Here is a 21488-nt window from a genome sequence, read left to right as displayed (position 1 = left end):
CCTTCACAGCATGTCCACTCCACCTACCGCAGCGCCGGGAAGACCGTTCGGGCGCGTGCTCACCGCGATGGCCACCCCCTTCGACGCCGACGGCGCGCTGGACCTGAAGCGGGCGCAGGAGCTGGCCGAACACCTCGTGGAACTGGGCAACGACGGTCTCGTCGTGAACGGCACGACCGGGGAGAGCCCCACCACGACCGACGCCGAAAAGGCCGAGCTGATCCGCGCGGTCGTCGAGGCCGTCGGTGACCGCGCGACGATCGTCGCCGGGGCGGGCACGAACAACACCGCGCACAGCATCGAGCAGGCGAAGCAGGCCGAAGCGGCGGGCGCCCACGGCATCCTCGTCGTCACGCCGTACTACTCGCGGCCAAGCCAGGCCGGGCTCTACGCGCATTTCACCACCGTCGCCGACGCCTCCGAGCTGCCGGTGATGCTCTACGACATCCCGCCGCGCTCGGTCGTCCCCATCGAGGTCGACACGCTGCTGCGGCTGGCAGAGCATCCCCGCATCCTCGCGGTCAAGGACGCCAAGGGCGACCTGATCGCCGGCTCCGAGGTCATCGCGAACACCCAGCTCGCCTACTACTCCGGCGACGACGGCCTCAACCTCCCGTGGGTCTCCGTCGGCGGCACCGGCGTGGTCAGCGTCATCGGGCACGTCGTGGCGGGCCGGATCCGCGGCATGATGGACGCCTACGAATCCGGCGACACCTCGACCGCGCGCACCAACCACCGCGGCATGCTGCCGGTTCTCCGGGCGATGTCCCGCGTCGGCGGGGTCGCGTTCTCGAAGGCGGCGCTGCGGCTGCGCGGCTTCGGCATCGGCGACCCGCGCCTGCCCATCGTGGCCGCGAACGACGAGCAACTCCAGGCGATTTCCGCCGATCTCGCCCAGGGAGGCGTGCCGCTCGGCGAAAGCGCCGCCAGTGACTGGCATGGTGCTCGGGTGGCACAAGCAGATTCAGCGGCGGCCTACACGGCGCCGACCTCACATACCAGCGTAGGGACCATGCCTCGGTGAGTTCATTGTCAACCGGACCCGGACCGACCACCCCGCCTCCGGCGTTGCCCGAAGGCGCCTTGCGCGTCGTGGCGCTCGGCGGGATCGGCGAAGTCGGCCGCAACATGACCGTCTTCGAGTTCGGCGGCCGTCTGCTGATCGTCGACTGCGGGGTGCTCTTCCCCGAAGACGACCAGCCCGGCGTCGACCTGATCCTGCCCGATTTCCGCGCGATCGAAGACCGCCTCGAGGACATCGACGGCCTCGTCCTCACCCACGGGCACGAGGACCACATCGGTGCCGTCCCGTTCCTGCTGCGGCTCTTCCCTGACCTGAAGATCTACGGCTCCCGGTTCACGAACGCCCTGCTCGCGGCCAAGGCCAAGGAGCACCGTCAGCGGCCGAACCTGATCGAGGTCCGCGAGGGCGAGCGCCGCAAGGTCGGCGCGTTCGACCTCGAGTTCTTCGCGGTCAACCACTCGATCCCGGACGCGCTCGCGGTGGCCATCCGCACGCCGGCGGGGGTCGTGCTGCACACCGGGGACATCAAGCTCGACCAGCTCCCGCTCGACGGCAGGCTGACCGACCTCGCCGGGTTCTCCCGGCTCGGCGACGAGGGCGTGGACCTGTTCTGCGTCGACTCGACCAACGCCGAGGTGCCCGGGTTCGTCATGCCGGAACGCGACATCGGCCCGGTGCTCGACGACGTCGTCCGCAAGGTCGGCCAGCGCGTCATCGTCGCCTGCTTCGCGAGCCACGTGCACCGCGTCCAGCAGGTGCTCGACGCCGCCGTGCGGCACGGCCGCCGGGTCGCCTTCGTCGGCCGGTCGATGGTCCGGAACATGGGGATCGCCGCCGACCTGGGCCTGCTGAACGTGCCGGACGGCCTGCTGGTCAACCTCGACCAGGCCAGCGACCTGCCCGAGAGCAAGGTGCTGTTCGTGTCGACCGGTTCGCAGGGCGAGCCGCTTTCGGCGCTGTCGCGGATGGCGCGCGGCGAGCACCGGCAGATCTCGATCCGCGCCGGCGACACCGTCGTGCTGGCGAGCTCGATGATCCCGGGCAACGAGACCGCGGTCTTCGGTGTCGTCAACGGCCTCACCCGGCTCGGCGCGAACGTCGTGCACCAGGGCAACGCCAAGGTGCACGTGTCCGGGCACGCGTCGGCGGGCGAGCTGCTGTACCTGTACAACGCGGTGCGCCCCAGCAACGTCATGCCGGTGCACGGCGAGTGGAAGCACCTGCGCGCCAACGGTGAACTGGCCGTGCGCACGGGGGTCGCGCCGGAGAACGTGGTCATCGCCGAGGACGGCGTCGTGGTCGACCTCGTCGACGGCAAGGCCACCCGGACCGGCCGTGTCGAGGTCGGGCACGTGTACGTCGACGGCCTCTCGGTCGGCGACGTCGGCGAGTCGACGCTGTCCGACAGGCTCGTGCTCGGCGAGGGCGGTTTCATCGCCATCACCGTCGCCGTCGACACCAGCACCGGCCGCGCGGTGACCCGTCCGACGGTGTCCGGACGCGGTTTCTCCGACGACCCGAAGGCGCTCGACGCCGTGCTCCCGATGGTGGAGATGGAACTCGCCAGGACCGAGGCCGAGGGCATCACCGACACCCACCGCATCGCGCAGGCCGTGCGCCGCGTCGTCGGCCGCTGGGTCGCCGACACCTACCGGCGCCGTCCGATGATCGTGCCGACGGTCATCCCCGTTTAGCCGTGAGCACGTGAGAAGGCCCCTTTACTCAGTCGAGTGAAGGGGCCTTCTCGCGCATAATCGCCGCATGATGATCGGAGTGCACGTCGTCGGCGCGCTGGCCGGAGTGGCCTTGGGAGTGGGCGCGGTCTACCTCGGGCGGACGTTCATCGAGGGCATCCGCCGCGACCGGCGGCGGAAGCCCGGCGAACTGGCCGCCGGGCTCCGGCGGGACCGCTGGGAGCACGCCGTCGAGATGATGGACAGCGAGGACGCCGCAGAGCGCCTCGAATGCTTCGCGGCCCTGGACCGCTACGGGCGCGAAGAACCCGAAGCCAGGGAAGACGTCGTCGAGCTGACCTGCGGCTACCTGCGCAAGCCTTTCGAATACCCGGTCGAAGACGAGGAAGAGCTCGAAGTCCGGCTCGCCGCGCAGAGGCTTCTCACGCGGCACTTCAGATGGCCCGCCGGGGAGGCCAAGCCCTTCGAATTCTGGGCGGTCGAAGAGCTGGAACTGCGGGACGCGGTGCTCATCGAACCCGACTTCGCGGACACCTTCCTGGTGGGTGCCGACCTCCAGGACAGCCTGATCGTCCGCGGGAACTTCCGCGGGACCCGGTTCTCGCCCTACGTCAACTTCGACAGGGCGTGCTTCACCGAAGACACCGACTTCCGTACCGCGTCGTTCCCCAGGTACGCGACCTTCGTCGGCGCGCTGTTCAGCGGGACGACCACCTTCGCCGACGCCGAGTTCGAACAAGGCGCCGACTTCACCGACGCGCGGGTGGAGCACCCCGATGCCGCGCACTCGTGGCCGTCGCCCTGGCGTCCCTGGGCGAACTCGCCGGTCGCCCAGGCGCGGCTCATCCCGATGAAGACCGGTTCGCGGCCGCCGTCATCAGCAGAGCGAAGACGATCGTGATCGCCTGACCGAACAAGGCGTTGCGGGCTTTGCGCTGTTCCGCGCGCGTGGGCCGGTTCATCACGGATACCCCCGAGTTCGAGTGTTTTCCTTACGGGGCAAGTGTTCCGCGACCCGTGTTCGGCCACCTCCCGCCTCGGTACGGTTTCTCCTACGCCGAAAGTCGCAGCCTTCCCCTAAGGGTGGGGTCGGCGTACCCTCGGACGCTCCTCGAGCCCCATGCCGGGAGACCGGGAGAGTCCATGGGACGCCACACCACCGCCCGGACCCGAAGACGGATACTGCTCCCGCTACTGGCGCTCGCGCTGGCGGCCGTGCTCGGCGCGGCCACCTGGGTGACCGTGGTCCTGGCGCGTTCCGATCCGGGTTGCGAGCCCGAGCGGGTCGTCGTCGCCGCGTCGCCCGACATCGCCCCCGCCGTCACCCGGACCGCCCGCGACCTCGGTCTCGCCTGTGTCGCGTTCGACGTCCAGGCCAGGGATTCCCTCCAGGTGGCGGACGAGCTGTCCGGGACGGCACCCCGGCCGCAGGCCTGGATCCCGTCCTCGACGCTGTTCCTGAGAAGGGCCGACGGTGTTCCCCTCTCCGGGCCGTCGGTGGCCAGTTCGCCGGTGGTGCTCGCGGTCGCGGAACCGGTCGCGAAAGAACTCGGCTGGCCCCGCAAACGGCTGACCTGGGCGGAAGTACTCGGCCACGCCGGAATCGTCGCCGGGATGCCGGATCCCGTCAGCGACCCCGTCGGTGTTTCGGCGCTGCTGGCATTGCGCCATGTCACGAAGGGCGCCTCGGATCCGGCCGCCGCGTACGTGGCCTTGCTCCGGAAGTTCTCCGCCGGCGCTTCGCCGACGGTGTTCCCCGCGGCGGAGAACGCGATGCTGCGGCACAACTCCGAGCTTTCCGACGGCGAGACCGCGCTGGTGGCCGCGTACTCCGCCGCGGCCCCCGCGCTCGACTACCCGTTCGTCGAGATCGCGGGCGCGACCCAGCAGCAGGGCAAGGCCGTCGCGGAACTGAAACGCGCCCTGCTCCACGGTGCCGCGACCGGCCCACGGTCCGACGTGCGCGCCCCGGGCGGGCAAGCGTTGCGGTTGGCGGAAACCGATCAGCGTGTCGAGGCGCAGGGACAGCGCAACGCCGAGATCCCGGCCGCCGCCGATGTCGACGAAGCGCTCCGCCAGTGGGCCGGGGTGAACGCGGCCGCCCGCGTCCAGGTGTTGATCGACGTCTCCGGTTCGATGAGCGCGCCGGTCCCGGGAACCGGCAAGTCCCGGCTGCGGATCACGCTGGAAGCGGCGGAGAACGCGCTGCGGCTGTTCAAACCCGCGTCACAGATCCGTTTCCTGACCTTCGCGACCAAAATGGACGGTGAACGCGACTACCGGGAGATCCTGCCGATGGCGCCGGTCGGACAGCAGCTGGCCGCCGTGGACCGGCTGCGCTCCGTCCGCGCCGTGCCGGACGGGCAGACCGGCCTGTACGACAGCGTCCTCGACATCTATCGGCTGGCACGCGAGGAATGGCAGCCGGGGAAACTGAACCTGGTCATCGTGATGACCGACGGCCGCAACACCGACCCCGGCGGCATCAGCCGCGAGAACCTGCTGGCCGAACTGGGAAAGCTGCACGACAGGAAGCACCCGGTACCGTTGATCGCCCTCGGCATCGGCCCGGACGCCGACGAGACCGAACTCGGGCAGCTCGTCGTCCCGGTCGGCGGCCAGGCCTTCCTCAGCCGTGATCCCGCGAAGATCGGAGAGGTGTTTTACGGTGCTCTCGGCCGGATCGCCGGCGCTGGATGAAGTAGACACCGAGGATCACCGCCAGGCTGATCAGGCTCAGGTACAGCTGGGCCCGCGTGTCCGCGTCCACGAACAACATCGACGCGACCACCGCCAGCGTCCCGGCGAGCGTGAGCCGGCTCAGCCACGGGTAGCCCCACATGCGCAGCTTCAGCCGTTCCGGCGCCTCGGCCTCCAGACGGCGCCGCATCCGGAGCTGCGAACCCGCGATGATCGCGTAGACGAACAGCGCGACCGCGCCCGCGGAGTTGATGAAGTAGAAGATCTTGTCCGGTGACACGAAATTCATCACCACGGCCACGTACCCGACCGAAGTGGACACCAGGATCGCCTTCCACGGCACGCCGCGCCGGTTCGTGTCCGCGATCCACTTCGGCGCCCAGCCGTTGCCGTGCAACGCGAACAACATGCGGGAAGCGGTGTACAGCCCCGAATTCAGCACCGACAGCACGGCCGTCAGCACCACCGCGCTGACCACGGTCTCGGCGGCGGGGATGCCGAACCGGCCGAACGCGGCGGCGAACGGGCTCGTCGTGGTCGGGATCTCCCGCCAGCCGGTGATCATCACCAGCAGCGTCACGGAGCCGACGTAGAACACGATGACCCGCCAGACGATCGACGAGGTCGCCTTGCGCACGGCCGTTTCCGGCTCCCGCGATTCGGCGGCGGCGATGGTGACGATCTCCGCGCCGAAGTAGGAGAAGATCACGATCACCACGCCGTGGACCACCGAGAACCCGCCGTTGGCGAAGAAGCCGTCCTGCGCGATGTTGCCGACCGAGAACGAACCGCCGGGCCAGAGGCCGAACACGAACAGGACGCCCACCACGAGGAACACCACGATCGTGGCGATCTTGACCGACGCTAGCCAGAACTCCGTCTCCCCGAACGACTTGGCCGAGGCGAGGTTGGTCGCGGTCAGCAGCAGCATCAGGACGAGCGAGAAGATCCATTGCGGCACAACAGGAATCCAGGTCTGCAGGATCTTCGCCCCGGCGACTGCCTCGAACGCGACCACACCGACCCAGAAGTACCAGTACAGCCAGCCGACGGTGAAACCCGCCCAGCCGCCGAGCGAGGTCCGCGCGTACTCCATGAAGGAACCCTGGGACGGCGCGGCCGTCGCCATCTCGCCCAGCATCCGCATCACCAGCACGACGATCAGGCCGCCGATGGCGTAGGAGAGGACGGCCGCCGGGCCGACGGTGTGGATGACCGCCCCGCTGCCGATGAACAGGCTCGCGCCGATGATGCCGCCGAGGGCGATCATCCGGACGTGGCGTTGCCGCAGGTCCGGGCGCAACCCCGGCCGCTCGGTCGTGGTTTCTGCGCCCATTCGCGGTTACCTCCTGTCGGAGCGGCGGTGGATCGCGGGATTGTCGCACCACGAGCCCGGGAGGAAAAGTGTTTGCGCAACCCCCGGTGAACAGGCCGATGTGGACTCTGCCAACCTAGGCACCTCCACCGCGCGTTCCGAGGAGCTCTTCGATGTCGCACGCCGTCCTCCGGTTCCTGCCCGCCGTCGCCATGGCCGCCGTCGCGCTCGCGGGCTGCTCGGACGAGGCACCCCAGTCGCAGACGGCGCCTCCCGGGTCTTCACCGATGGCGCAACAGGCCGCCGTTCCGTTCAACGACGCCGATGTCGCGTTCGCCCGGCAGGCGCTCGCGCACCACCAGCAGGGTGTGGATCTGGCTTCACTGGCGGAAACCCGCGCGGAGAACGGCCGGCTGAAGGCGCTCGCCAAGCGCGTCATCGACACGCACGAGCCGGAGATCGCGCGGCTTTCCGGGCTCATCGAGGCGTGGGGCCAGCCCGCGCCGGACGACCCGAACCTGGAACACATCCAGCGCGACGGGTACATCGGCCCCGGCGACATGGCGGAACTGGCGGGACTGTCCGGAAAGGACTTCGACCGCCAGTTCACCGCCCGCCTGATCCGCCAGCGCGAGGCGGGCGTCCGCATCGCCGAAGCCGAAACCCAGCACGGCCGCAACCCCGACGCCCGCGACCTCGCCGCGACGACGTCGCGTTCGCAGCAGCAGGAGATCAGCGAGCTACGAGGCCTCCAGCAGGGTTGAGTCCGTCTGGACCACGTTCGAATTCAGCTGGACGATGTACGCGCCGGTCAGCAGCACGACCGCGCCCGCGGCTTGGATCCAGCTGAGCGCCTCGCCCAGCAGCAGCCAGGCCGCGGTGGCGGCGATCAGCGGCTCCACCAGTCCCACGACGCTCGCCACCGACGCCGGGAGATGACGCAGCGCCGCCATGCCCGTCGCGTAGGCGAGGACGGTCGCGATCAGCACCAGCGCGATCAGCAGCGACCACACCGGCGGCTCCCACGGCCCGAATGACGCCGGCACGTCGAGCACGCCCCACGGAATCGTCCACGGCGGCGCGACCGCGCACACCAGGACCGCGCCGATCGTCATCCCCCAGGTGACCATGCCGAGCGGATCGCGATCCGCGACGCCCCGTTCCCCGAGCAGGAAGTAACCCGCCGAACAGACGGCCGCGCCCAGCCCGGCGAGCAACCCGACGACGTCCAGGCTCAGCCCCTCCCAGACCTGCGCGACCAGCATGAGCCCCGTCATCGCCAGCGCGATCCCCGCCCACATCGCCCTCGGCAACCGCACCCGCCGCACGAACCGCACCCACAGCGCGATCAGCACCGGTGAGGTGAACTCGAGCAAAATCGCGATCCCGACCGGGATCCGGCCCGCCGCGAGAAAATACATGAGCTGAACGCCCGCCACGCCGAGCGAGCCGTACGCCAGCAGCAGCGGCCACTCGCGCTTCGTCACCTTGAGGAGCTTCGGCCGGAAGACGGCGACCAGCGCGAGCAGCACGATCGCCGACAGCCCGATGCGGATCGCCGCGACCTGCTCCGGCGACAAGCCCGCCTGCATCGCCGGTTTGCCCAGCACACCCGACGTCCCGAAGAAGACCGCGGCGAGCAGGATGAGCGTGATGCCCCGGCCGCGATGCGCGACATGCTGGGCGGGGGCGGCGGCGAGTTCGGCGGTCACGGCCGGAGGGTAGAGGCCGGGTGACGGCGGGGCGACCCGTTTTCCCAGCGGCTGGGCGTGGGCCCGTTGGAGGCTGTGCCACTCAGGCCGCGTGGCCGACAAGCCGAGTGGGGAAGATTTGGGACGTTCAACGTCCGGAATCTTCCCCGCTTCCGACGGCCCGGCGCGCCGAGCCAAGGTCACCCGGCGCACACCGGTCCGTGAAGGCCTCCTTGCCTACCCTGAGGGTAGTGAAGGAGGCCCTCACTACCGGCCCGGTGACCATGCGCCGTCAGAAGGAGGCGCCGCCGTCGGTCCAGTTGGTCTGGGCGAAGTCCTCGTCGTCGACGGGGGCGCGGCGCGGTTTGCGGACCGGTTCCGGGGGAGCGGCGACCGGCTGCTCGGGTTCGGTGGCTTCGGCGGCTTGGGGTTCGGGCGTGCCGTTCGGCCAGACGCAGGGGGAGGTGGCCCCGACGTAGAACTTGCCGAGGTCGTTCGCCTTGATCGACATGTCGAAGGCATCGCCGGTGTTTCGTGCGAAGACATACTGATCTGTTGGCCGGGAGTCGGTCAGGATCTTGAAGGCGTGCGCTTCCCACCACTGGGTGATCGCCGTGAAGTGTTCGGGGAACCGCGCGGAGTCCAGGCCGACGATCTCGTAGGTCGCGGAGATCTCGAAGCGGCCCAGCGGGCCCTTGTCGGTCGGATCGGTGCACTCCGAACGATTCCGTGTGAACGGCTTCAGTTCGGCAGAGGCGGGCAACGCCGACAGCGCGCCTTGGATGTACTGCTCGACCTTGTCGCGAGCCTGCTGTTCGGTGATCGTCGATTCCATGTGGTCCCCACCTCCAGGGGAACAAGCCGCCGAGAACATCAGCGAGGCGAGGATGACTGTGAAGGCCCGGTTCACGTCGTCGGCTTCCCGGCGATGATCTGGCCGAGATTGTTCAACGACGGGTTGTTGTCTTCCCAGTATTCGCTGTGCGCCTCCGTGCTGTACCCACTCCACCCGTCCGTGCCCGGCGCCGAAGTGAACACCTGCCCGCCGAAGTCCGCGTCGGTCGGGTCCTGGCCGAGGATCGGGTCATAGCCGGCGATCTCCACGTTGGCCAGGTTGATCATGTCGTGTTCGGCCACGGTCGCGTGCACGTGTTCGCCGATCTCGTCCTGGTTCACCCCGTCGAGGTGCAGTTCGCCGACGTCGTGCGCGCCGACGCCGGGGCTCGCCACGAAGACGAGTTCGTCCGCGGCGAGGCCGCCGTCGACCGCCGCGTGCCCGACGACGGTGGTGCCGTAGCTGTGGCCCAGCACCGTGTTGTGCGAAGGCGGTCCTTGGTGCGTTTCCCGTAGCCCGTCCTGGAATCCGGTGAGGGCCGCCTTGCCGCCGTCGGCGTACTTGGCGTTCGCGGCGTCGGTGATCTCGTTCGGCGCGTCGTAGCCGAGCCAGGTGATCACCGCGGTCGACGGCGAACCCGAGGTGGTCGCCGCGGCCCACATCTTGTCGGACCGGTTGAGATCGCCGCCGATCTTCGCCAGTTCCGAACCGGTCCCCGGCACGTAGGTCGCCACATTCGCCGCGGTGTCGGGATTCCCCGCGGAAACGATCGCCTTCCCGTCGCCGCTGGTGTCCAGCCCCAGCAGGAACGCCTGCGGCTCCGACTGGGCCAGCCGCCGTTCGATGGCTTCCAGACCCTTGAGCTTGGGATCGCCCTGGAGCCGTGCGATCTCGCGGGCGAGGACGGCTCGGTTGGCGGCGTCGCGGTCGGCCGCCGGGATACCGTCGAGATTGCCGACGAGCCCCGGGTTTCCTTGCAGCAACGCGACTTTCGCCGTATCCGACAGGCTCGCCCACCAGGCCTTGTTGTCACCGGGGGAGCCGTTCTCCGGCGGGCCGATGATCGACAGGCCGCTTTGCGCGGCCCCGGCGTCCGCCGCTTGGGCGAGGGTGCCGCCACCCTGTTCGGTGATCTCGCCACGAAGGGCCCGGTCCAGGATCGCCGCGAAATCGGTGTCGACGTCCGCCGCGCGGCGCAGGCCCTGTTCGATCCGGTCGGCCAGTTCCGCCATCACGCGAGATTGGTCGGGCCGCGCGACGCCGACGGAGATCTCGCCGCCGGGACCGATGGTCACGCCGTTCCGGTGCGCCAGTTCGTCGGTCTCCCGCACGAACGCGACGATCCGGTCCAGCGCGATCTGCACCTCGTGGGCACCCCGCCGGACCGCGGACGCCTCGGCGACGAGCCGTTCCAGGGTGGAGGTCAGCGATTCGCCCCGGATCGACGCGGCGGTGGCCGCCTCGCCGGTCCAGCCCGTGAAGCGGGCCATGGCTCCGACGTCGTCGCTCGCGGCGATGATGCGGGTGCAGCCGTCGTTGAGCGCGTCGGCCACGCGGCCGATCGCGGCCGGATCCCACCGGCGCACGTCACCCCAGGTGAGCATCAGGCCGGCGTCCCGGCGGCGCGCAGATCCTGCGACGCCTCCTGCTCGTTCGAGCGGTAGCGGACGGCCGCCGCGTCGAGTCGTGCGGAGTAGTCCGCGGTGTTCTCGGCCCAGCCGGGCACCGCGCGGCCCCAGGCGTCGGCGAGCAGTCGGGCCGCTTCACCGGATACTCCGCCCGGCAAGCTTGCCGCGACGCCGGTGAGCGTGGCCGCGAGGTTCACCTTCCCGACGTCGTCCGAAGCCCGTTTCGCCGCGCTTGATGCCGCGCCGATCGATTCCAGGACCACCTCGTAGCCGCCGGTCATCCCGCTTCCTCCCCGTAGCGTGACGCTGTGTGACCACTCTATGACGTGGGAGGCGGGTGCGCGGTTCCCTTCACCCGTCCTTGAAAAGACCGTCGGCGATGTGGCGCGAGACGGTGGCGAGCCGTCGCCCCTGTAACCGGAGGGCTTCCAGGGCGAGTTCGTCGGGTTCGGCGGATTTGCGTGAGACGAACGAGCCGCCGTAGGGATTGCCCGATTCGAGCAGCCGCGGATCGGTGTAACCGAGCGGCAGGACGATGGCGCCCCAGTGGTAGAAGATGTTGTTGGTCGCCAGCACGGTCGATTCGAGCCCGCCGTGCGCGGTGGACGCGGTGGTGAACGACGTCGCGACCTTGTTCACCAGCTTTCCCTTGGCCCACAGGCCGCCGGTACTGTCCAAAAAGGACTTCAGCTGGGCGGCGGGGCCGCCGAAGCGGGTCGGGCTCCCGGCCGCGAAACCGTCGGCCCATTCCAGGTCTTCCAGCGTCGCCGTCTGGTGGTGCGGCCCCGCGTCCACCCACGCCTGCCAGCGCGGATTGCTCGCCACCGCACCGGGCGGGGCGGTTTCGGGAACCGTGCGGACACGGACTTCGGCTTCGGCCGCGCGGGCGCCGTCGGCCAGCGCCGTGGCGAGTTTCGCGGTGTTTCCGGTCGCGCTGTAGTAGACGACGAGGATGCGGGTGCTCACGTCCGCCGACCCTAGGCGAACGCGAGCACGCGTCTCAGGATCCGGAACTCAGTACTTCTTCCAGGGACTGACGGTGTCGGTCGGCCGCGTCGGGTCGTGGAAGCGCGGCTTGTCGAGTTCGTCGCGGCGCAGCGGGACCAGGCCGTCGGTGATGGCCTGCATGATCTTGGCGTGCGCGCGGACCCCGGCGCCCGGCCGTTCCGGCTCGACCTCCGACAGGTCCACCGGCTCGCCGAAATGCACCTTGAACCGCGGCCGCCGCATGGGCGCGCTCAGCCCGGACTTCGCGAGCGGCACCAGGTCGGCGGGCCCGTTGACGGTCTCCGTTCCCCAGTACACGGCCTCGTGCGCGCCCCACTGGCTGATCGGGATCACCGGCACCCCGGCGGCCAGCGCGAGCCGCGCCGCGCCGGTCTTGCCGCGCTCCGGCCACAGGCCGGGATCGTGGCTGATCCGGCCCTCGGGATAGACGATCAACGGGTCATGGGTGGTGCGCAGCGCTTCGGTGGCTTCGGCGAACTGGCCGATGGCCGTCGAGGCCTGCTTGCGGTCGACCCGCAGGTGGCCGCTGACCCGCAGCGCGGGGCCGATGACCGGCGCGTCGAGGATGCCGCCCGCCAGCATGAACCGCGGGTTGATGCCGATCCGTTTGCAGGCCGCCATCAGCACGAACGCGTCGAACACGCCGATGTGGTTGGCCGTCATGAGCAAGGGCTTGCGGCGCAGTTCGGCCGGAACACCGCCGGTCACGGTGAGTTTGCCGACGAAGTTGACCAGCCCCCGGTCGATGTTCAGCATCGTGCGCCAGATGGCCGGGGCGCGGCGAGCCGAATTTTCGTCCTGATGCAGCGCGAACATGGGGCAGAGCATGTCATGAACCGCTTTTCACCCGGATGGCCGCTCAAGCTGACCGGAGACGAATGTTCTCCGATGTGCTCCGAGTGGCAGCCGGGGCTGGAGGGTCGAGGCGGTTACCGTGGAGACATGGCTAGCGGGTCGACGACCAGGAAACGGAGTACGGCGCGAAGCGGCGGCAGCAAGGGGCCGGCGCGAAAGCCGCGTACCCCGGCGAAGCCCAGGTCAACGGCTGCGAGGAAGCCCGCACCACGGCGTCCGGCACCGCGGAAGAAGTCGTCCGGCACGTTCGCCAAGGGCGTGCGCGGCACCTGGAACCTGCTCGCGAAGGGTCTCGGGACCCTGGCGCGGACGGTCGGCCGCGGCCGTGAACTCGAACCGGAACACCGCCGGGACGGTCTCGCACTGGGCCTGATCGCGCTGGCGCTGGTGATCGCCTTCGGCGTTTGGTGGCGGGCCGCGGGCCCGATCGGCGGCTGGGTGGAGGTCGGCACGCGCTCGCTGCTGGGCGCCGGGGCGGTGACGTTGCCGCTGGTGCTCACCGTCGTCGCCGTCGCGCTGATGCGTTCGGAACCGATGCCGGAGGCCCGGCCGCGGATGGTGATCGGCACGCTGCTGGTCATCCTGTCGGTACTCGGCCTGCTGCACATCTTCACCGCGCTGCCCGAGACCAACGACGGCCGGATGTACGCCGGCGGGGTGATCGGCGCGTTCTCCGGTGGCCTGCTGACCATGGGCGTCACCACCTGGGTCGCCGTGCCGCTGCTGGTGCTGGCGCTGCTGTTCGGCACGCTCGTGTTCACCGGGACCCCGGTCCGGGAGATCCCGCACCGGCTGCGGAACTGGGGTCTCGACCCCGAAGAGATCGAAGAGGCCGAGGCCGAGCGCAAGGCCATCCACGACGAACGCGACGCCGTCACCGAAGCCGACCCGAAGTCGGTCCGCCTGCGAAAGCCGTCACGCCGCCGCCAGGCCGCGGCCGACCACGAGGGCGAGCAGCTCGACATCGAGGCCGCGCTGGCCGAAACGCCGACGCCACTGCGACCTCCGAAGCCGACTCCTAAGCCTGTCGAAGAGAAGAAGCCGAAGAAGGCCGAGGCTCCGCTGGCGGTCACGAGGACCGTCGAAGGCGACTACAAGCTCCCGCCGCCGGACCTGCTGAAGCTCGGCGACGCGCCGAAGTCCCGCAGCAAGGCCAACGACGCCATGATCGAGGCGATCACCGGCGTGCTGGAGCAGTTCAACGTCGACGCGCAGGTCACCGGCTTCACGCGGGGCCCGACGGTCACCCGGTACGAGGTCGAACTCGGCCCCGGTGTGAAGGTCGAGAAGATCACCGCGCTGACCAAGAACATCGCGTACGCGGTGGCGACCGACAATGTCCGGCTGCTCGCGCCGATCCCCGGTAAATCCGCGGTCGGCATCGAGGTGCCGAACTCCGACCGCGAGATGGTGCGCCTCGGCGACGTGCTGCGCGCGCCGTCGACGGTCAAGGACAACCACCCGATGGTCATCGGGCTCGGCAAGGACATCGAGGGCCATTTCGTCACCGCGAACCTGACGAAGATGCCGCACCTGCTGGTGGCGGGGTCCACCGGTTCCGGTAAGTCGAGCTTCGTGAACTCGATGCTCGTCTCGCTGCTCGCGCGAGCGACGCCGGACGAGTGCCGGATGATCCTGATCGACCCGAAGATGGTCGAGCTGACCCCGTACGAGGGCATCCCGCACCTGATCACGCCCATCATCACCCAGCCGAAGAAGGCCGCCGCCGCGCTGGCCTGGCTGGTGGAGGAGATGGAGCAGCGGTATCAGGACATGCAGGTCAACAAGGTCCGGCACATCGACGACTACAACAAGAAGGTGCGCTCGGGCGAGATCACCGCGCCGCCCGGCAGCGAGCGCGTCTACCAGCCGTACCCGTACATCATGGCGATCGTCGACGAGCTCGCCGACCTGATGATGACCGCCCCGCGCGACGTCGAGGACGCGATCGTGCGGATCACCCAGAAGGCGCGTGCCGCCGGTATCCACCTGGTGCTGGCGACCCAGCGCCCGTCGGTCGACGTCGTGACCGGCCTGATCAAGACCAACGTGCCGTCGCGGCTGGCGTTCGCGACCTCCTCGCTCACCGACTCACGGGTCATCCTCGACCAGCCGGGCGCGGAGAAGCTCATCGGTATGGGTGACGCGCTGTACCTGCCGATGGGTGCCGGGAAACCGGTCCGCATCCAGGGCGCCTTCGTCGGCGACGAAGAGATCTCCGCGGTGGTGAACTTCGCCAAGGAGCAGGCGCAGCCGGACTACCAGGACGGCGTCACCGCGGCGAAGGCCGGCGAGAAGAAGGAAATCGACTCCGACATCGGCGACGACCTCGACGTGTTGCTGCAGGCCGCCGAGCTGATCGTCACCTCGCAGTTCGGCTCGACGTCGATGCTGCAGCGGAAGCTTCGCGTCGGCTTCGCCAAGGCCGGGCGGCTGATGGACCTGCTGGAAAGCCGCGGCGTCGTCGGCCCTTCGGAGGGCTCGAAGGCGCGGGACGTGCTGATCAAGCCGGAGGAGCTGGAGTCGGTGCTGTTCATGATCCGCGGCGGCGGGGACGCGAACGGCGGCGACGTCTCCGACGACTGAGCGGGCTCGCGAGGATCCCACGACCGTCGCTGAGTTTCCGGGCGGACCGATGCAACGGACCGGAGCCTCCGCTACGTCCAGAACACGTGGACCCCAAGAAGCTGCTCGTCGTCCTCTGCGCCCTGGTCGGCCTCGCCTGCGGAGCCGGCAGCTCCGCCGCGCGCGAACAACCCGCCGCGACCCAGCCCACGCTGGTCCAGCCCGCGCCGGTACAGCGGCCCCAGCCTGCCCAGGGTGCCGTCGAGCTGGGGGAGACCGTCGTCCTCAACGCCGGTGACACGACCGAGGTCGCGTCGAAGGACGTCAGTATCCGGTTCGCTCGCCTGGTGTCCGATTCCCGCTGCGCCGCGGGCATGGTCTGCGTCTGGGAAGGGGAGGCCGTGATCGAGCTGGCCTTGGCCGAACCGGGACGCGGTGAGCGGACGACGGCGGAAGTCGCCTCCACCGGGCGGGGTGGCCGGCAGTCCGTCGAGTTCGCCGCCTGCCGGGTGGACCTGGTCGCCGTGAGTTCGGGGGGCGACCAGGTCACCCTGCGGGTGTCCAAGGCTTAGCGTCGGGCAGGTCGCACCGGCTCGGTCGATCGCAGGTCCGTGAGGGCCTCCTTGCCTACCTTGAGGGTAGGGAAGGGGTCCTTCACGCCTTCCCCAGTACATGAAGGACCCCTTCCTATACCTAGGCGCAAGAAGCGCCGCAGGTACCTAAGAGGAGGCTCGCCAGAACCACCCAAAACACTCACGACAGTGGGTGGCCCCAGCCGTCGAGGTACGCCACTTCGGACAGCGGCACGCGCGACGCGGGTTTGAAGTCCGGCACCGTCGTGTAGGCGACCGGCAGCAGCCCGACCTGCGTGACGTCGGCGGGGATGCCGAGGATTTCGGCCGCCTCCGCTTCGTGTGTCAGGTGATACGTCGTGAGCGTCGAGCCGAGGCCGCGTGAGCGCAGCGCCAGCTGGAAGTTCCACACCGCCGGGAAGATGCCGCCGTAGAACGCGGCGTCGGTCGCGTTGTCACCGGCAGGCCTGCCGGTCAGGCACGGGATGACGAACACCGGCACCCGGTCGATCACGTCGATCAGGTGCTGTCCCGAAGCGAACGCTCGCGCCACGGAGGGTTCGGTGATCGTCTCGCCCAGCGCCGCCGCGTTCGCCTCCAGGTACGCCTTCCCGACCCGCCGGAACAGTTCGGACAGCCGGTCCTTCACCGTCTGATCCCGTACGACGAGCCATCGCCACGCCTGCTGGTTCCCCGGCGTTGGCGCCTGCAACGCGAGCCGCAGGCACTCTTCGAGCACCTCGGGTTCCACCGGCCGGTCCAGGTCGAGCTTGCGGCGGACCGCTCGCGTCGTGCTGAGCAGATGGTCGGTGACCGAGGTGTCCATGTCCCGCCTTTCAGTGGTGTGCCGCCAGGAAGCGGTCGATCAGCTCGCTGATCGGTTCGACGTCCTCCTCCAGCGCGAAGTGCCCGGTGTCGAAGAAGTGAACCTCCGCCGAAGGGACATCATTCCGGAACGCTTCGGCTCCCGCAGGGGCGAAGAACAGGTCGTTGCGGCCCCAGACGGCGAGTACGGGCGGCTGCGCTTCCCGTAGCCACGCCTGGAACTTCGGGTACACGGGTGGGTTGTTCCGGTAGTCCCAAAGCAGGTCCTGTATCGCCTCCGCGCGGCCGGGTCGGTCGAGGAAATACTGGTCCAGCAGGTAGTTCGAAGGATCGATGGTCTCCGGAGCGCGGGCGCCCTCGGTGTACTGCCACTGGATCTGTTCCGGCTGGAGGATCTCCGCGAATCCGCGCCGCGCCTCGGTTTCGTCCGTGAGGGAAGCGAAGTCCGGCATCGCCGGGCCGAGTCCTTCGACGTAGGCGTTGCCGTTCTGCGTGATCAGCGCGGTGACCTCGGACGGTCGCGAGACGGCCAGCCGCAGCCCTACCGGCGCACCGAAGTCGAAGACGTAGAGCGCGTATCTGCGCAGTTCCAGCGCGTCCACGAAGTCGCCGACCACCTCGGCGAGCCTGTCGAAGGTGAACGTGAAGCCCTCGGGCGTCACTGTCTGCCCGAATCCGGGCAGGTCCGGCGCGATGAGCCGCCACCGGCCGGCGAGACGGCGCATCAGCCGCACGAACTGGTGCGACGACGTCGGGAAGCCGTGCAGCAGCAGCAAAACGGGTGCGTCGGGGGCACCGGCCTCGCGATAGAAGACCTCGACGTCGCCGAGTTGGACCGAGCGGTGCCGGATGGTCGCCATGAACACTCCCTAATGGTTAGAACTGTCTTGAACCATTAGTACCTGATAGTGTCAAGGCATGCTCGATCTCGACTCGCTCCCCGGTGACGATCTCGCGGTGAACCTCGCCGACACCGTGATGCTGGCCGTCTCGCCGTCGGTCGATCTGCTCGACGACGGCCACGACAGATTCTGGTCGACGCAGACGCCCCTGCTGCCCGAAGGCGCCCGGCCGCCGTCGGCCGCGCAGACGAGGCGGTTGCGGTCAGCGGTGCGTGAGGTGCTGGAGGCGACCGTGGCCGCGCGGGCGCCCGAGGCATGGGCGGTCGAGCGGGTCAACGCGGCCGCGGCCGCCGTTCCCACCAGCCCGCGGCTGACCGCCGAGGGAGCGAAGACGTTCTGGCATGGCGAGGACGGCGCCGAGATCGCGCTCGCCGCTGTCGCGGTGGCCACGATCGACCTCGTGTCCGGTCCGCGCGCCGCCCAGCTGCGGCGATGCGGCGCGCACGACTGTTCGATGCTGTTCGTGGCGGCCAACAGGAGGCGTGTCTGGTGCACGCCGTCGCTGTGCGGCAACCGGGTCCGGGTCGCCCGCCACGCGAAAAAGAGCTGAAGGGGACCATCGCCGCATGCGATGTGGCGAAAGCGCCCTTCACCGCATCCGATGCGGTGAAAGTCCCCTTCAGCTACAGCTCCAGCAGCATCCGGCTGTTGCCCAAGGTGTTGGGCTTCACGTACGGCAGGTCGAGGAACTCCGCGACACCCGGGTCGGCCGAACGCCGCATCTCCTCGTAGACCTCCTGGGTCACCGGGGTGCCGTCGATCTCGACGAAGCCGTGACCGGCGAAGAAGTGGGTCTCGAAGGTCAGCACGAACAGCCGCTTCAGCCCGATCTCGCGGGCGAAGCCGATCAGCTGCTCCACCAGCGCGTGCCCGATGCCGCGACCACGGGAGGCCTTGTCGACGGCGATGGTGCGCAGTTCGGCGATGTCCTCCCACAGCACGTGGAGCGCGCCGCAGCCGAGCACGTCGTCACCGTCTTCGACCACCCAGAACTCCTGGACGCTCTCGTAGAGGGTGACGAGTTCCTTCTCCAGCAGCACCGTCCCCGCGTCGGAGTCGACCAGCGCCTTGATCTTGCGGACGTCCGCGATCCGCGCCCGGCGGACGGTCGGATGGCGGCGAAGGAGAGGGTCTGAGGGCACGTCCACCATTAAGCCATCCACGGGGCACCCCCCGGTCGAGGGCTCGCCCGAGCGAGCGATCGCCGACCCCGCGAACAGGCCAGCTACCCTAAGGCACGTGCCTTCTCCCACCACTGATCCTGTCGCCACCCGTCGCGTTTCCTTGTTGACCCTCGGTTGCGCCCGCAACGAGGTCGATTCCGAGGAACTCGCCGGACGGCTGGCGGCGGGCGGCTGGGAGCTCGCCGCCGAGCCCGAGGACTCCGACGTCGTGGTCGTCAACACCTGCGGCTTCGTCGAGTCCGCCAAGAAGGACTCGGTCGACACGCTGCTCGCGGCGTCCGATACCGGCAAGAAGGTCGTCGCCGTCGGCTGCATGGCCGAGCGCTACGGCAACGAGCTGGCCGAGAACCTGCCGGAGGCCGACGCGGTCCTGGGCTTCGACCACTACGCCGACCTCTCCGAACGCCTCGACGACGTCGTGGCCGGTCGCAAGATCGAGTCCCACACCCCCTCCGACCGCCGCAAGCTGCTGCCGATCAGCCCGGTCCAGCGTCCGGACGCCGCCGAGTCGGTCGAGGTGCCGGGGCACGCGCAGCACGGCTGGGGCCCGCGGGTGCTGCGGACCCGGCTCGACACCTCCCCGGTGGCCGCGCTGAAGATCGCGTCCGGCTGCGACCGGCGCTGCTCGTTCTGCGCGATCCCGTCGTTCCGCGGTTCCTTCGTGTCGCGGCAGCCGGACGAAATCGTCGCCGAGGCGATGTGGCTCGCGGAGAACGGCGTCAAGGAGGTCTTCCTCGTCTCGGAGAACTCGACCTCCTATGGCAAGGACTTCGGCCGTGACGGCGCCCGCGCGCTGGAACTGCTGGTCCCGCGCCTGGCCGCGGTGCCCGGGATCGAACGCGTCCGCGTCTCGTACCTGCAGCCCGCCGAGACGCGCCCCGGCCTGGTCAAGGCCATCGCGACCACGCCGGGCGTCGCCGACTACTTCGACCTGTCCTTCCAGCACTCCAGCGAGACCGTGCTGCGCCGCATGCGCCGCTTCGGCTCGACGGACTCCTTCCTCGCGCTGTGCGACCAGATCCGGGAGCTCTCGCCCAACGCCGGCATCCGCACCAACGTCATCGTCGGGTTCCCCGGCGAGACCGAGGAGGACCTCGCCGAGCTGGAGCGCTTCCTGAACGGTGCGCGGCTGGACGCGGTGGGCGTCTTCGGGTACTCGGACGAGGACGGTACCGAGGCCGAGACCTTCGACGGCAAACTCGACGAGTCCGTGGTGACCGAGCGGGTCGCCCGGATCTCCGCGCTGGTCGAGGAACTGACCTCGCAGCGGGCCGAAGACCGGATCGGTGACTTCGTCGACGTCCTCATCGAGCAGGCCGAGGACGGTGAGGACCCCATCGGCCGCGCCGCGCACCAGGCCCCCGAGGTCGACGGCGAATGCGTCCTGATCGAGACGGAAGACCTGCCCGCGCTGGCGGTGGGTGACTTCGTGCGCTGCGAGGTCGTCGACTCCGAAGGTGTCGACCTGATCGTGCGGCCCGCGCCGCCCGAGGCCGACCGGTGAATGCCGCCCCGAGCGACGCCGGGGCCGGTGAGGGGACGGGCGGTGAGCACGCCCGGGTTCCCGATGCCACCCCGGTCCCGACCCTGAACCTGGCGAACCTGCTCACGATGTCGCGGCTGGTGCTGGTGCCGCTGTTCGTGCTGGCGCTGTTCACCGGCGACGGGGCGGACACCTTCTGGCGCGCGATCGCCACCGCGCTGTTCGCGATCGCTTCGTTCACCGACCAGGTCGACGGCTGGGTGGCCCGCAAGTACGGGCTGATCACCGACTTCGGCAAGATCGCCGACCCGATCGCGGACAAGGCGCTGATCGGTGCCGCGCTGATCGGGCTGAGCGTGCTCGGCGAACTGGGCTGGTGGGTCACCATCGTCATCGCGATCCGCGAGATCGGGGTGACGCTGCTGCGGTTCTGGGTGATCCGGCACGGTGTCATCCCGGCCAGCCGCGGCGGCAAGGCCAAGACGCTCGCGCAGGTCGCGGCCATCACCGCGTACCTGCTGCCCCTGCCCGCGTCGGCCGAGCCGGTGCGCTGGGTGCTGATGGGGGTCGCGCTCGTGCTGACCGTCGTGACCGGGCTCGACTACGTCGTGCGCGCGGTGCGGCTGCGCGCCGCCGGAAGGCGTGCCGCGGGCGCATGAATGCTGAGACCTTGATCACTCACCTGATCGAGCGCGGGGAGACGGTGGCGACGGCGGAGTCGCTGACCGCCGGGCTGGTCTGCGCGACGCTGACCGAGATCCCCGGATCGAGTGCCGTGGTCCGCGGCGGCCTGATCGTCTACGCGACCGACCTCAAGGCGACGCTGGCCGGTGTCGACGAAGACCTCCTCGCCGCGCAGGGCGCCGTTCATCCCGAGGTCGCGGCGCAACTGGCCGTCGGCGCGAAAGAACGGTGCGGCGCCACCTGGGGCCTCGGCCTCACCGGCGTCGCGGGTCCGGACGGACAGGACGGTGTGGCACCCGGCACCGTCCACGTCGGGCTCGCGGGCCCGGCCGTGCTCACCGTCCGTACGCTGGACTTGAGCGGTGATCGAGCCTCGGTCAGGGCCGGTGCGATCGAGGGCGCGTTCGCCCTGCTGGGGGAACATCTCGCATGATCGCCGCGTTCGCCCTTGGCGTATTGCCGTGTCAACACCTGCGCCCGGGGCACCGCTCTGGGTAACGTAGGGGGTAGTCAGTCCTGGAAG

Annotated in this window: 21 protein-coding genes; 11 read left to right on the top strand and 10 right to left on the bottom strand. The window is 69.6% G+C overall.

Translation table 11 applies throughout. The annotated features are described in order from the left end of the window. Nucleotides 1–10: 10 nt before the first annotated feature. The 4 genes from dapA to ACLJO0_RS23830 all read left to right on the top strand — a co-directional run bounded on the left by dapA (nt 11) and on the right by ACLJO0_RS23830 (nt 5418). Nucleotides 11–1024 (top strand): 4-hydroxy-tetrahydrodipicolinate synthase, encoded by a 1014-nt coding sequence (gene dapA, locus ACLJO0_RS23845; protein WP_410580591.1) that lies wholly within the window; start codon nt 11–13, stop codon nt 1022–1024. A gap of 5 nt (nt 1025–1029) precedes the next feature. Beyond that, on the top strand, nt 1030–2718 hold the full coding sequence (locus tag ACLJO0_RS23840) for a ribonuclease J (protein WP_221472739.1): 1689 nt from the start codon (nt 1030–1032) through the stop codon (nt 2716–2718). 67 nt (nt 2719–2785) lie between these two features. Continuing rightward, a complete protein-coding gene (locus ACLJO0_RS23835; RefSeq protein ID WP_410580590.1) occupies nt 2786–3619 on the top strand; it encodes a pentapeptide repeat-containing protein in 834 nt (277 codons plus the stop codon). Between the two features lie 242 nt (nt 3620–3861). Continuing rightward, entirely contained in the window at nt 3862–5418 is a 1557-nt protein-coding gene (locus tag ACLJO0_RS23830) for a VWA domain-containing protein (protein WP_410580589.1), read from the top strand. On the opposite strand, the gene ACLJO0_RS23825 is transcribed toward ACLJO0_RS23830, so the two are convergent. Continuing rightward, nucleotides 5348–6754, bottom strand: a complete 1407-nt coding sequence (locus ACLJO0_RS23825) for an amino acid permease (RefSeq protein ID WP_410580588.1) — start codon at nt 6752–6754, stop codon at nt 5348–5350. The two genes, ACLJO0_RS23830 and ACLJO0_RS23825, sit on opposite strands and share 71 nt — an antisense overlap. 152 nt (nt 6755–6906) lie before the next feature. Between ACLJO0_RS23825 and ACLJO0_RS23820 the strand changes: the two genes are divergently transcribed. Continuing rightward, nucleotides 6907–7497, top strand: coding sequence for a DUF305 domain-containing protein (locus tag ACLJO0_RS23820; protein ID WP_410580587.1), 591 nt, complete (start codon nt 6907–6909; stop codon nt 7495–7497). Here ACLJO0_RS23820 and ACLJO0_RS23815 read toward each other — a convergent pair. The 6 genes from ACLJO0_RS23815 to ACLJO0_RS23790 form a co-directional block, all read right to left on the bottom strand. Further along, entirely contained in the window at nt 7474–8445 is a 972-nt protein-coding gene (locus ACLJO0_RS23815; protein ID WP_410580586.1) for an EamA family transporter, read from the bottom strand. The genes ACLJO0_RS23820 and ACLJO0_RS23815 overlap by 24 nt on opposite strands. Nucleotides 8446–8716: 271 nt before the next feature. Next, nucleotides 8717–9259, bottom strand: coding sequence for a hypothetical protein (locus ACLJO0_RS23810; RefSeq protein ID WP_410580585.1), 543 nt, complete (start codon nt 9257–9259; stop codon nt 8717–8719). 71 nt (nt 9260–9330) lie between these two features. Then, on the bottom strand, nt 9331–10863 hold the full coding sequence (locus ACLJO0_RS23805) for an alpha/beta hydrolase (protein WP_410580584.1): 1533 nt from the start codon (nt 10861–10863) through the stop codon (nt 9331–9333). Continuing rightward, nucleotides 10863–11168: a hypothetical protein gene (locus tag ACLJO0_RS23800; RefSeq protein ID WP_410580583.1), complete on the bottom strand. Its 306-nt coding sequence runs from the start codon at nt 11166–11168 to the stop codon at nt 10863–10865. The genes ACLJO0_RS23805 and ACLJO0_RS23800 overlap by 1 nt, the downstream gene beginning before the upstream one ends. 70 nt (nt 11169–11238) lie before the next feature. Next, complete coding sequence (gene wrbA, locus ACLJO0_RS23795) at nt 11239–11853, bottom strand: NAD(P)H:quinone oxidoreductase (protein WP_410580582.1); 615 nt, start codon at nt 11851–11853, stop codon at nt 11239–11241. A gap of 48 nt (nt 11854–11901) precedes the next feature. Beyond that, nucleotides 11902–12711: a lysophospholipid acyltransferase family protein gene (locus tag ACLJO0_RS23790; protein ID WP_410580581.1), complete on the bottom strand. Its 810-nt coding sequence runs from the start codon at nt 12709–12711 to the stop codon at nt 11902–11904. 297 nt (nt 12712–13008) lie between these two features. On the opposite strand from ACLJO0_RS23790, the gene ACLJO0_RS23785 reads away from it, so the two are divergent. Beyond that, entirely contained in the window at nt 13009–15336 is a 2328-nt protein-coding gene (locus ACLJO0_RS23785) for a DNA translocase FtsK 4TM domain-containing protein (RefSeq protein WP_410580580.1), read from the top strand. An 86-nt stretch (nt 15337–15422) separates the two neighbouring features. Beyond that, nucleotides 15423–15887: a hypothetical protein gene (locus tag ACLJO0_RS23780; RefSeq protein ID WP_125793382.1), complete on the top strand. Its 465-nt coding sequence runs from the start codon at nt 15423–15425 to the stop codon at nt 15885–15887. Nucleotides 15888–16068: 181 nt separating this feature from the next. Here the strand turns inward: ACLJO0_RS23780 and ACLJO0_RS23775 are convergent, their stop codons facing one another. Together ACLJO0_RS23775 and ACLJO0_RS23770 are read right to left on the bottom strand one after the other, a co-directional pair. Next, nucleotides 16069–16713 carry a nitroreductase family protein gene (locus ACLJO0_RS23775; RefSeq protein WP_410580579.1) on the bottom strand — a complete coding sequence of 215 codons (645 nt, stop codon included), beginning with the start codon at nt 16711–16713 and terminating at the stop codon, nt 16069–16071. 10 nt (nt 16714–16723) lie between these two features. Then, on the bottom strand, nt 16724–17572 hold the full coding sequence (locus tag ACLJO0_RS23770) for an alpha/beta fold hydrolase (protein WP_410580578.1): 849 nt from the start codon (nt 17570–17572) through the stop codon (nt 16724–16726). Nucleotides 17573–17630: 58 nt separating this feature from the next. Here ACLJO0_RS23770 and ACLJO0_RS23765 point away from each other — a divergent pair, with 58 nt between their 5' ends. Then, complete coding sequence (locus tag ACLJO0_RS23765) at nt 17631–18164, top strand: CGNR zinc finger domain-containing protein (RefSeq protein WP_410580577.1); 534 nt, start codon at nt 17631–17633, stop codon at nt 18162–18164. A gap of 73 nt (nt 18165–18237) precedes the next feature. Here ACLJO0_RS23765 and ACLJO0_RS23760 read toward each other — a convergent pair whose 3' ends face one another. Beyond that, complete coding sequence (locus tag ACLJO0_RS23760) at nt 18238–18765, bottom strand: amino-acid N-acetyltransferase (RefSeq protein WP_199753985.1); 528 nt, start codon at nt 18763–18765, stop codon at nt 18238–18240. An 88-nt stretch (nt 18766–18853) separates the two neighbouring features. On the opposite strand from ACLJO0_RS23760, the gene rimO reads away from it, so the two are divergent. The 3 genes from rimO to ACLJO0_RS23745 are packed head-to-tail and all read left to right on the top strand — an operon-like array spanning nt 18854 to nt 21398. After that, nucleotides 18854–20302 (top strand): 30S ribosomal protein S12 methylthiotransferase RimO, encoded by a 1449-nt coding sequence (rimO, locus tag ACLJO0_RS23755; RefSeq protein WP_410580576.1) that lies wholly within the window; start codon nt 18854–18856, stop codon nt 20300–20302. Beyond that, nucleotides 20299–20940: a CDP-diacylglycerol--glycerol-3-phosphate 3-phosphatidyltransferase gene (gene pgsA, locus ACLJO0_RS23750; protein ID WP_410580575.1), complete on the top strand. Its 642-nt coding sequence runs from the start codon at nt 20299–20301 to the stop codon at nt 20938–20940. The genes rimO and pgsA overlap by 4 nt, the downstream gene beginning before the upstream one ends. Then, nucleotides 20937–21398, top strand: coding sequence for a CinA family protein (locus tag ACLJO0_RS23745; protein WP_410580574.1), 462 nt, complete (start codon nt 20937–20939; stop codon nt 21396–21398). Before pgsA ends, ACLJO0_RS23745 begins: the two co-directional genes overlap by 4 nt. Nucleotides 21399–21488: the final 90 nt, after the last annotated feature.

Origin of the sequence: Amycolatopsis sp. lyj-108, assembly GCF_046549005.1 — a bacterium.
In the GTDB taxonomy this organism is placed as follows: domain Bacteria; phylum Actinomycetota; class Actinomycetes; order Mycobacteriales; family Pseudonocardiaceae; genus Amycolatopsis.
Note: the sequence above shows the minus strand (reverse complement) of the source record. Positions and strands in the feature narration are given on the sequence as shown.